This window comes from Kitasatospora sp. NPDC023120 (genome assembly GCF_055560835.1).
The window spans coordinates 22,240-33,464 of record NZ_JBVHHY010000049.1 but is presented as its reverse complement, the minus strand read 5'-3'; the positions used below and the strand labels follow the sequence as shown (position 1 = coordinate 33,464).

Below are 11,225 nucleotides of genomic sequence, written 5' to 3'. Positions count from 1 at the left end.
CTTCACCGAAGCCATCCGCCCGCAACCAGCGTGAGCACCCCGACGCCGACGCACACCAGGCCCGCGACCTGCCACTTCACGATGCACACCACTCATTGCCTACGACGCGGCCACGGGCTACCAGCTGAGGACCCCCCTACTTGCGGCCTGGTGCGAGGTCGACCGGCCGCCAGCGGAGTACGTCACCAGAGGCAGGCTGGTGCGCTGGAGATCCCCAGTACTACAGCAGCAGATCTTCGGTTTCGTGATCGAAGTTGACCGCTTGCCTGCCACGGGGACCTCGGCGGGGCGACGATCACGGTGCTGGTCGCCCCGCCAGACCGCCCGGAGGCGTGGCCGTTCTCGACCGATTGCTATCACGTTTCAAGATCTGCGGCTGTAGTACCAGGCTGTGGCTGGTGGACAGCCCGTCCATCGGGGTTGAGCAGGTCATCAGGCTAGGGCGGGCAGCAGTGCGGTGGGCTTGCGGCGCTGACCGGCAATAGCTTATTGGGCGGGTGGTTGTCGGATCTTGCGCAGGAAAAACCCCTTTCGGATGAAAGGGGTTAGCTGAAGACTATCGGAGCTCCTGGCGTAGCGTCCGGCGATATATCTCTTTTTGTTCAGCATGACCCTTGGCGAAGCGCCGCATTGCGAGCCAGCCTTTGCTGACGTATCCACCCTGGCACTATCTGACCTACCGGTCCACATGGCTGTAGAACGGGCAGCGTCGCGAAGGCGATGCGGATTGTCGTGATCCGGCGCATCGTGCGGGTCAGGGCGGCGTCGTTCAGGCGAAGTATCCATCTTGATGCCGGTTCAGGCATGGGATGCGGCTCTGACCCTGGTCGGGTTGGCCGGAAATACGGCAGTCCGTACGTGCGGCCAGCCCTCGAGTACTCGGTGGGGAGCAGACGGATGCCCTCTGTCCACCCACCCTCGGCCGACCACCTGAGCGATCCGATGCCGGACACGCTGGGAGTCACCCGTGTGCAGGCCGCTGGCTGACCGCGTTACCAGGTGAACGCTTGGTGGCTTGAGAGGGGTGATGCCACCCGGTCGGGGCCGTGTGCGTCGTTGACGTGGCGAGGCGGTGGGCCGATCGGGCGGATCGCCCGGTGCGCCGCGCTGCGTCACCGGCGCGAAGCCGCGAGCGAAGGCTAGAACGGCTGGTGGAGGACAGTCAGTCCGACGTCGAATCGTCGAACGGCACGACACCAAACGAGGAGGACTCTTGTACGTCGTGGCCCAACACAAGATCTTGAACCCGGAGACAGCGTTTCCCCGCGGCCAGGCCCTTATCGACGGCGTCGGAGCACCCAAGGGAACCCGAGTGCTGCAGTTCTACCCACACGTCGAAGGATCCGCCGTGACGTGCCTCTGGGAGACAGAGTCGGTTGAAGACGTCCAACACTTCGTTGACACAACTCTCGGGGACTCGAGCATCAACGTCTGCTACGAGGTCGACTCGGAGAAGGCATTCGCCGCCGCTCCGCTCGGCCTGCGACCGTCGTCGGCTCCCGCCACCTAGAGCCGCCTAAGCTCCTGGCGCTCACGGTCAGCTGCCTGCTCGGCCGACTCGCCGGGCTCGATCCCGGGCTCCGGGCTGACCCAGGCGGGTGATCCCTTGAGGCGAATCGGGGCCCTCTAGAAGGGATGTTTGAGTGCGACCGAAACACTGATCGGCGACCTGGTCGACGACGACGGGAGCAGCCATGAGCGTGATCATCGGGACCTGGAACGTAGAGAACTTCTGCCGACCGCTGCCGGCCGGCCAGGTCGAGCGGTACGAGCATCGGCTTGAAGACGGTGATTTCGTTGGTCTTGGAGCCGACTTCGCACTGCGCGGCGACCAGGCCGGTCCCGGTCATCGCGGCGAGCGACGGGCGCCCCGGACGGTCTTTCCGTCCACGGCCAGCGAGCGGCGGGCGCGTTTGCCCGGCTCCTGGGACGGCGGGCCGCCGGTGTCGCGGGCGGCGAGCCAGGCACCGATCGCCGCGTCGAGGGCGTCGCCGTCGATGCGCTGCAGGACCCGGCGCACGGTGGCCTCCGACGGGGCAGTGGGACCGGACGGTTTGCGGTTCGGGCCGCCGAGAGCGGCGAGCACGGCGGCTGGAGCATCGGTGGCCCACTCCGCAATCGTCAGGGACTTCGCGCCGGCCAGCACCGCGCACGCGGCGAGCGCGAGGACGAAGGCAAGGGGGTGGCGGCGGCCCTTGGCCCGGCGCGGATCGGGCACCGTCGCGAGGTGGTCCAGCAGGTGTGGGTGTTCCCCGGGCGCGGCGGGCCGGGCGGCGGCGAGCTGGCCCAGGCCAGCGGGGATGGGCGATGATGTTCGGGCAGGCACGGTCTTCCGTTGCGGTGGTCAGGGACTCGACACCTCATGATCACCCGGAGTCCGTGCCTGCCTCCGTTCCAGCCCGATCCATGAACACCGCAGCCGCATCCCATGCCTGAACCGGCATCAAGACGAATACTTCGCCTGAACGATGCCGCCCTGTCCTGCGGGTGCGGGCAAGTCACCGAGTGAACGGCTGTCAGCCGAGGTCGCGCGGGTTCGTGCATGGCCGGATGGACAGCTCGGCGTAGCAGACGACGCCTACCCCCGAGTGAAAGACAACGGCAGTGCGAGAAGGGCTCCCGCCCCTGCGTGTCCTCTTGGGGGATAACGGCTGGAAGGCCGACCGCGGGGTCGGTTACAAGCAGCGGGAGCAGCCATGGCGATCATCGGAACCTGGAACCTGGAGAACTTCTGTCGGCCGCTGCCGGTTGGCAGCCCGCCGGATCCCAACAAGTGCGCCGCCAAGGACCAAGCCACCTACGACGTCAAGGTCGAAGCCCTAGCTGGCGTCATCACCCAGCTCGCTCCGGACCTGCTCGGCGTGCAGGAGGTCGGCAGCCAGGAGGCCCTGGATGACCTGGTTGCCAAGCTGCCGGGTACCTGGCACACCGCCCTGTCGGACCACCCGGACCCCCGCGGTATCCGGGTCGGCGTCATCAGCCGCTTCCCGCTGCTGGACATTCAGCAGCGCAAGGACTTCCCAGCCGGCCTCCACCCCGTTCAGGTCGAGGACGACGGCATCCCCGGCAGCCCGACCGGCGAGATGGGGCGCGGCGGCCTGGCTGTACGAGTGGAACCGACCCCCGGCCAGAGCCTCCAGGTGGCCGTCTGCCACCTCAAGTCGAAGCTGCTGACCTTCCCGAATAAGCAGCACAGCACCACCGACGAGCGCCTGCGGGCCCGCTACGAGGCCTACGCGCTCCTGCGCCGCACCGCCGAGGCCGTCACCATGCGTGCCCTGGCCGACGACCTGCTCCAGGGCGACGGCCGAACCCACGACGTCATCGTCCTGGGCGACTTCAACGACGAGTGGCAGGCCGCCACCACCCAGATCCTGTACGGCCCGCCCGGCTCCCAGATGGGCACCGGTGGCTTCGACCACCCCGACCAGGGCGACGCCGAGCGGCTGTGGAACCTGGCCCCCAAGATCCTGGAGCAGGGCGGCTTCTCCCGCATCTTCGAGGGCCAGCCTGAGCTCATCGACCACATCATGATCAGCCACTCATTGCTGGCCAAGTTCGAGAAGGTGTCCACCGGCAACGGCAGCCTGCCGAACATGACGGAAGCCCGACCGGCCGCCCCGCACGACCAGCCCTCGGACCACTCGCCGGTGGTGGCGACGTTCAACCTGTAGAAGTGCCAATGGCCAGTGCCGCGGTTGCGGCACTGGCCACGGCAACCAGGTGAAGGTCGGCCCCTGGTGAGATCGGGGGGAGCCGCGCCGTCGGTCGACCATCTTGGTCTGTCGAGACCAGCTTGATCACGCGGTCACAGGTCGCTCAGATGGTCGCGGAAGACGGCTTCGAGCCCGGTAACCGTGTGCTCGGTCAGGACCTCGTCGGGTAGTCCGGCCTCCATACCGGCCCTGGTGTTGAAGTCGACCCGGCCGTTCGCGGGCACCAGTTCCTGGATCAGCCAGGCGGCGAATTCCGCGGCAGCGCCGGCGGTCGCGTTGCGCAGGGACAGGCCTTCGTCTCCTGAGACACCGGAGCCGATGCCCTCGAAGGTCGCCCCGGCTGCGGTGAAGTCGAACCACCAGTCGTTCTCGTCGCTCGGGCCATAGGCCCCGCCGTCCGTCTTCGTGTGCACGAAGGCCTGCTCCCCCTCCCGGCGGCGCAGCGCCTGGGTGAAGGTGTCGAGGGTCAGGTTCCAGGTCGCGCCAGGAGTAGGGGTGAAGACGAACAGGGTGCTGGTCTCGGGAAACTCAGGGGCGGGCTGGTCGGGGGTCACGGCTGCCTTTGTTCCTAGGTGGTTCCGTTGCTGGAGATCTCGGCGACAGGTGAAAACTGGTTCTGGATCACTTTCCGTGCCAGAGCCACGGAGCGTCACCGGAACCGCGATCATGAACGGTCGTGGCTGACGATCTCCTCCAAGACCTCTGGCTCCATCAGACCGCCGACATCGCGGTCAACACCCTGACCATCCACGCCGACCGCGTGACCGTCCACGCCGCCACCACCGGCGACCTCATGCCGCGAGGAGGACGCGTTTGCGCAGGAGGTCGAAGCCTGCGCGGCCGAACATCTGGCGCTTGATCATCTTGATCTTGTTGTTGTGGCCCTCGACCGCGCCGGAGCTGTAGCTCAGGGTCAGGCCGGCGACGACCGCATCGAGGTCCTGGAGGAGGCCGGTGGCGAAGCCGCGAAAGCTCGGCGAAGGCCCTGACGTGCTCGGCGGTGGTGGCCAGCACCGGGACTCGAGCGAGGACTTCCTTGAGCTGCTGGGCGTCTTCGTCGCGAAGGCGGTCGGGGCGGCGGGTGATCCAGCTGGTCACGTCCCTGACGGAGGGCTTGCGTCGGGGCGGGTCCTGGCTGGGGAACGCCTCCCTCAGCCGACGCACGTAGACGCGCACGATCTGCTCCTGGCCCGGGAATCCGCGCTCCCGGATCTCCTCGAACAGGCGCCGGGCGACGGTGTGGCCCTCGGCGAACCGCTGGTGGAGGTAGGGCTTGCAGGGGTCGAGGATGCTGGTGCGTCCGGTCCAGCGGCCGACCAGCAGCTCGTCCGGGTCCTTCGCGCCGGCCAGCCGGCGCACCGTGTTGCGGGCCAGACCCAGTCGTCGGCCGACGGCGCGCAGGCTGAACCCGTCCTCCGTGAGCGCCAGGACGGCGGCGTGCTGTTCGCGGACCCGGTCCGACAGTCGGCCGGTCCGGCGGGGCTCGGAACTGACGGCCGCCAAGGCGACAGCCGGAGCCGGCTCGGCCGCAGGGGCCGGCTCCGGCAGCAGAGCACGGTGCTGAAGCACGGTCTTCTCCACCGCGTCGGCGAGGTTCTGCCACAGGTGGAACCGGTCGGCGACATGGATCGCGTCCGGAGCGCCGAGCCGGACGGCTTCGGCATAGGAGGCCGACCGGTCACGGCAAACGACCTTCACCCCGGGATGGTCGGCCAGCCAGGACCGGACGGTCTCGACCGTGCGGTCGGGCAGCAGATCGACTGCGCGGCGGGTCTCGATGTCGACCAGGATCGTGGCGTAGACGTGGCCCTTGCGCAGGGCGAACTCGTCGACGCCCAGCACGCGCGGCACCGCGTGCGCCGGATCCGGCAGGGCGCGTGTCAGCCTCAGGAGCGTGGAACGGCTCACCGGGACCGCGAAGGCCTCGGCCAAGCGTGAACCTGCCCGGCCTGCCAGGGCCAGGGCGAGCTGCTGCAGTGCGGTCTGCAGGCCCTGGCTCCGCCGCCCGTGACGGAAGGTCAGCCCAGCCGCCTGCTCGACGAACGTGGCCGGGGGCAAGCTCGTTCACGGCAACGGAACCGGCGTACCCGTAACTCGACCACCACCCGACGCCCGCCCGCCGCATTGTCGTCCAGCCGCCGAACGTAGCTGCTGTGCACCCGGGTCGAGACGGCTCCGCACGACGGACAGCCCGCCTCGTCGCCGGTGGTGGCGGCGTGGACGGTCACGCGGTCGGCGTGGATGGTCAGGGTGTTGACCGCGATGTCGGCGGTCTGATGGAGCCAGAGGTCTTGGAGGAGATCGTCAGCCACGACCGTTCATGATCGCGGTTCCGGTGACGCTCCGTGGCTCTGGCACGGAAAGTGATCCAGAACCACGGTTCAGCCGCCGCCGACAGGAGATGGTCGGGGTGGTGAGGGGGCCGGGCGGGACGTAACGGGCGTAGCCCTTGGCGCCGTTGATGCTAGAAGGCCGAACGACACCGGTGGCCCGGGTCGCACGCCCCGGACCACCACGCCGACCACGTCGCCGTGGCGTCGCGGCACGACAGGCCCAGCCCGCCACGAGTCCACGGGCACCAGCGCCAGCGCAGCGGTGGCGGCGCCGGCCCCAGCCTGCTGATTGGTCAGCCGAGGGTGACGCCGCGTTCCTCGGCCAGCGCTTTCCAGGCCATGCCGGGCCACGTGCTCGGCGTTGCTCAGCTCGATCGTCCGCACACCTTCGGCGGCCAGCCACTCGTTGATCTCGTCCAGACTGCTGCACGAGCTGCTTCTCCCGCACCGTCATGTGTCAACGGGGGATGACGTTGTCGAGTGTCGACCCGGCGGCACCCGGCCTTGCTACCGTGAACGGGGACGAACAACCGGGGGGCTCGATGACCAGTTTCCACGTCAAACCGGCGGACATGATCCTCTCGTCCGCCGGTTTCAGCGACCTGCAAACCTCGGCCGCGCAGATCTACCGCAGCCTTGTCTTCTCCATGGACGAGGTCGCGGGCATGGCTGGTGACGACGACGCCGGCAAGAAGTTCGCTGCCAAGTACGATCCCGCCGCGCAGAAACTCGTAGATGCGATGGCTCAGGTCGTCGGCCAGCTCGGCGGCACCGCCAATGGCCTCTACACCATGGCGGTCACCTACCTCCAGACCGAAGCCGATGTTGCTGCCTCGCTCATGGCCCCGCAGAAGCTCCCGGCATCCGCTAGCCCGGAGTGCGATGAGGAGGTGGCCAAGGCCAAGGTTCAATCGGCCGTCGGCCACAACGACAGCGGCGCCATCCATGACTTCCTCAAGAAGTTCTGGCCGCAGGGCGACCCCGGCAAGCTCCGCCAGGCCGCAGCGGGCTGGAAGAGCTTCGCCAGCCTGATCAGCCGGCTGGGCGTCGAGGGCGACAAGCGTGTGCAACGGGTTACCGCGTCCAGCACGTCCAGCGCCGTCACCTCCTTCGCGCAGAACTGGGCGAAGATGCACGACGGCTGCGCCACGCAGGGCCCGCTGCTCAACAGCATCACAAACGCGGCGTTCAAGCTCGGTCAGGCCTGCGAGGCGTACGCGAAAGAGGTTGAGGACCTGCGGGACACCCTGGAGGACCTCGCCATCACCGCCGGCATCGTGGCGGGCGCCGGGATCGCATTGACGATCTTCACGCTCGGCGGGTCCGACGTCGCCGCTGCAGGCGGCGAGGCCGCGATCGCCGCCGAGGCCGGCACTGCAGCGGTCGCGATGGCCGCGGCGGTGGAGGGCAGCGCGGAACTCGCCGTACTGGCCGAGGCGGCAGCCGTGGTCGACAGCGCGGCGGCCAGCCTGATCCCGGTAGGAGCCGGGGCCGTTGCCACCGCGACCGCAGCCGTCGTACTGGCCGGTGCGAGCGACGCCGCGGCAGCACCCACACCCAAGCCTCCGCCATTCACCGTCACGCCCGGCATGCCGCCACTGCCGCACGACCCGGCCAGCCCGTTCCCGGTGTTGCCCCCGCAGCAGCAGGCCGCGATCCGGGCGTGGATGACGCAGATGGAGCAGGACGGCCGTACGTTCCAGGCCAATGGTCCCCATGCGCCCAAGCCCCCCGACAAGCCCGACCCGAAGATCAACGCGAGGCGGGCGTACCAGGTCAGGGTGGCCGGATCGACGGAGTACCGGTTGTACACCGACGTGAAGGATCCTACGGGGCGCGAGCTGGGTATGGACGCTGACGGTGTCCGCCCGGAGGACGGTGCCGCGATCGACGCCAAGTACATTGGTCAGCAGAAAAGTTGCAAGTCGCCGTTCCGCTTGGACAATGCGGACGGGGTCTTCGAATTCGCGTACGAGAACACCATGAAGGGGGAGTCCGCGAAGCTGGAGAAGTACGCATCGGCCTTGAAGGACCCTCGGAACAAGGTCAACCACCTCGAACTCATCACGAACGACCCCAAGGCCTCCGCCTACTTCCAGTCCCTCATGACGGCCCAGGGCGTTACCGGCCGCGTCCGCATCGAACCCTGACCTGCAGCATCGAGAGAAGAGAGCACCCCGTGGGATCCAGCTTCTACGTCAGTGCCGACCGCGAACGAGTCGGGCCGTGGACCTTTACCGGGGAGCAGGTTCAGGAGTGCGTCCTGAGGCACTGGCCGGACGCCACGGTGGGCAGCGTGTTCGAGGGCTTCCTGGAGATCGTGGCGGACGTCGCCCCCGGGCGGCCGACGGAGCTGTCGTTCAGCCTCCAGCACAGCGTGTTCTCGTTCGAGGACCGGGGATCGCCCGTTGGATCCCTGACCGTCATCTACAGGGTGCTGCACGACCTGGCGCCCGACGTGCCCGTCGTGTGGTGGATCGACTACGACGTGGATTTTCAACCCCTTGACCTGGCAGGAGGCCTCGAAGCGTTCATCGGGAGCTTCCCGGTCTAAGTGGGCGTTTAGCCTCGCGCTTTCACGAAGCGGGCTGTCCGGCAGGTGATCAGCAAAGCAGAAAGTGCCTCTGACCAGCGAGAATGAGGATTGTCGAGGTCCCTGTTCCCGCACCAGCCGGAGGCACTTCCCAGGTGAGCAAGCGTATCGGGTCATACCCGCGGGTGCGGGTGTCGGGTGGCGGCAGCGGGGTCGTCTCGCAGGCTGGCGGGGTCCTACTGGTGGAGACAGCGCGCCGCACGGGCCTGGCTGCCGGGTTGTCTGCGGCGCTCGCGCCATGGCGCAAGCGCAGAGCGGTGCACGATCCCGGCAAGATCCTTCTGGACGTCGCGCTCGCCGTGGCCCTGGGCGGGGACTGCCTGGCGGACGTGGCCGTGCTCCGGTCGGAGCCCGGCGTGTTCGGGCCGGCGGCCTCGGATCCGACGGTCTCCCGGCTGGTCGACACCCTTGCGGCAGGCGGTCCCGCCGCCCTGGCGGCCCTCCGGCGGGCACGGGCCGAAGTCCGCGATCGGGTCTGGCGGTTGGCCGGCCAAGCCGCACCGGACGCGGACGGGCAGGTAGTCGTGGACATCGACGGTGTGCTGGTCCTGGCTCACTCCGAGAAGGAGGATGCGGCCAAGACCTGGAAGAAGACCTTCGGCCACCACCCGCTGTTCGGTCCGGAGAGCCGGTCGCGGGGCTGCTGCGGCCGGGCAACGCGGGCGGTAACACCGCCGCCGACCACATCGCCGCCGCCCGCCTGGCCCTGGCCCAGCTGCCGAAGAAGTACCGGCGCGGACGGCGCACCCTCATACGCACCGACTCCGGCGGCGGTACCCACGAGTTCCTCAACTGGCTCACAGCGAGAGGCCGGTGGCTGTCCTACTCGGTCGGGATGACCATTACGGAGGCGATCCACCAGGCGGTCCTGCTGGTGCCCGCCTCGGCCTGGACTCCAGCCGTCGAACCTGACGGCACCATCCGCGACGGCGCCTGGGTCGCCGAGCTCGCCGGCGATGTCCTGAAGGGCTGGCCGAGGGGCATGCGGCTGATCGTTCGCAAGGAACGGCCGTACCCGGGTGCCCAGTTGCGCTTCACCGATGCCGACGGGATGCGGCTGACCTGCTTCGCCACCAGCACCACCGGCGCCCCGATCGCTGCCCTGGAGCTGCGGCACCGCCAGCGCGCCCGCGCCGAGGACCGCATCCGCGCCGCACGCGACACGGGCCTGCGCAACCTGCCCCTGCACGATGCCGCGCAGAACCAGGTCTGGCTGGAGATCGTCCAGATCGCACTCGACCTGCTGGCCTGGATGCCGATGCTTGCCCTGGACGGGCCCGCCCGCCGCTGGGAGCCCAAGCGCCTGCGACTGAGGCTGTTCTCCGCCGCCGCCCAACTGGTGACCACCGGCCGCCGCCGCTGGCTCCGTCTGGCCCGCCACTGGCCCTGGACAGAAGTGATCACCACCGCGTTCGAGCGCCTCCACGCCCTCCCGAACCCCGGCTGACCAGCAACAACGGTCCTGCCCCGACAAATCATCCTCTGGCCGGAGCCGTGGAACCCGGCGCTCACCCGACGCGACAGCCGGGCCGCAGGCCTGCCCATAACCAGCCCGGGCAGCCGAAACGGCCCGCCGAATGAACCGACGGACCGTCACGAAAGATCGAGGCTAACAAAGCCCTACTAGGCAACGCTCAGACACTGGATTTCGGCCAATACCCGTCTAGTTTCCGCCAAATACTGCAGCCACATCTCCTCACTGGGTGATGCACTTCATGCTTTCGCTCGGGACTTGGCTCAGGCCCAGGGAGCCCCTAGGCACACCCCCATGGAACCGGGACGCACAAGCGATCGGGGTTTGACGATGGCACTAAAGCGGAAGCAAACCAGAAGGTTCGCCACGGTCTTGGCCGTAGGCGTAACAGCCCTGGCCCTCAGCACGCAGAGCGCTAGCGCAACCCTCAACATCCCGAGCACGATCCTGAAGAACAATGCCAGCGGCAACTGCGTCATTTCCCGCAGCGCCTGGGCCGCTGGCATAGGCGACTCCTGCGGCTATCGGGGCACGTACTTTCACATCATCAGCACCGCCCCCGACGCCGGGGGCGCTGCCTACGTGCAGATCCAGGCCCTCGACCCGGCGGGCTTCTGCCTGTACGCCGTTGGACAGGGCACCGGCCCTTCTGGAGCCCCGGCCGGCTCCTCCGACGTGGAAATGACCCCCTGCGCCAACAACGACCCTCGCGCGTTGTGGGCTGTGGCTCGGGGCGGGCCCACGACCAACGGCTGGACTCCCGAAACGTTCTTCAACTTCGACCAGCGCGTGTGCCTGGACGGCGGTTTCGGAACCCTATACGCCTTCCGCGAAGAGGGCTGTAACGGCAGTAATGCCTGGCAGAGGTGGAGCGTTTACACCGGCTGAGCCCTCGGCCCGGGAATACCGATATGTGCGCCTCCATCGGTGGACCTGGCCGGTCAGATCGAGTGCCTGCTCTGGTGGTAGCGGGCCGTGGCCCGGCCCGAGGCACCCTCAAGGTGCGCGCCTCGGGCCGGTGCCGTACAGATGAGCCATGGCAGGGATCATCGTGCTCTTCGAGCTGGGCCAGGCCCAAGCGGGCGAGGTTCGTAAGTCAGCCTCCGTGA

7 protein-coding genes and 2 pseudogenes are annotated in these 11,225 nt (G+C 68.3%); 5 read left to right on the top strand and 4 right to left on the bottom strand.

Annotated elements, in window-relative coordinates:
* Positions 1 to 1,846: 1,846 nt before the first annotated feature.
* Positions 1,847 to 2,326, bottom strand: coding sequence for a transposase family protein (locus ACZ3TI_RS38740; protein WP_465734926.1), 480 nt, complete (start codon positions 2,324 to 2,326; stop codon positions 1,847 to 1,849).
* A 370-nt stretch (positions 2,327 to 2,696) separates the two neighbouring features.
* On the opposite strand from ACZ3TI_RS38740, the gene ACZ3TI_RS38735 reads away from it, so the two are divergent.
* Positions 2,697 to 3,674, top strand: coding sequence for an endonuclease/exonuclease/phosphatase family protein (locus ACZ3TI_RS38735; protein ID WP_465734924.1), 978 nt, complete (start codon positions 2,697 to 2,699; stop codon positions 3,672 to 3,674).
* A gap of 134 nt (positions 3,675 to 3,808) precedes the next feature.
* On the opposite strand, the gene ACZ3TI_RS38730 is transcribed toward ACZ3TI_RS38735, so the two are convergent.
* The 3 genes and pseudogenes from ACZ3TI_RS38730 to ACZ3TI_RS38720 all read right to left on the bottom strand — a co-directional run bounded on the left by ACZ3TI_RS38730 (position 3,809) and on the right by ACZ3TI_RS38720 (position 6,028).
* Positions 3,809 to 4,270, bottom strand: a complete 462-nt coding sequence (locus ACZ3TI_RS38730; RefSeq protein WP_465734922.1) for a hypothetical protein — start codon at positions 4,268 to 4,270, stop codon at positions 3,809 to 3,811.
* A gap of 246 nt (positions 4,271 to 4,516) precedes the next feature.
* Positions 4,517 to 5,774 (bottom strand): annotated as a pseudogene (locus ACZ3TI_RS38725) (ISL3 family transposase); the annotation flags it as partial.
* Positions 5,735 to 6,028 carry a transposase family protein gene (locus tag ACZ3TI_RS38720; protein ID WP_465734920.1) on the bottom strand — a complete coding sequence of 98 codons (294 nt, stop codon included), beginning with the start codon at positions 6,026 to 6,028 and terminating at the stop codon, positions 5,735 to 5,737. The pseudogene ACZ3TI_RS38725 and the gene ACZ3TI_RS38720, both read right to left, overlap by 40 nt.
* Before the next feature lie 563 nt (positions 6,029 to 6,591).
* On the opposite strand from ACZ3TI_RS38720, the gene ACZ3TI_RS38715 reads away from it, so the two are divergent.
* From ACZ3TI_RS38715 to ACZ3TI_RS38700, 4 genes and pseudogenes are all read left to right on the top strand, one after another.
* Positions 6,592 to 8,199, top strand: a complete 1,608-nt coding sequence (locus tag ACZ3TI_RS38715; protein WP_465734918.1) for a restriction endonuclease fold toxin-2 domain-containing protein — start codon at positions 6,592 to 6,594, stop codon at positions 8,197 to 8,199.
* A 29-nt stretch (positions 8,200 to 8,228) separates the two neighbouring features.
* Positions 8,229 to 8,603: a hypothetical protein gene (locus ACZ3TI_RS38710; RefSeq protein WP_465734916.1), complete on the top strand. Its 375-nt coding sequence runs from the start codon at positions 8,229 to 8,231 to the stop codon at positions 8,601 to 8,603.
* A gap of 134 nt (positions 8,604 to 8,737) precedes the next feature.
* Positions 8,738 to 10,089, top strand: a pseudogene (locus ACZ3TI_RS38705) (IS1380 family transposase).
* A gap of 399 nt (positions 10,090 to 10,488) precedes the next feature.
* On the top strand, positions 10,489 to 11,004 hold the full coding sequence (locus tag ACZ3TI_RS38700; protein ID WP_465734914.1) for a hypothetical protein: 516 nt from the start codon (positions 10,489 to 10,491) through the stop codon (positions 11,002 to 11,004).
* The last annotated feature ends 221 nt before the right edge of the window (positions 11,005 to 11,225 follow it).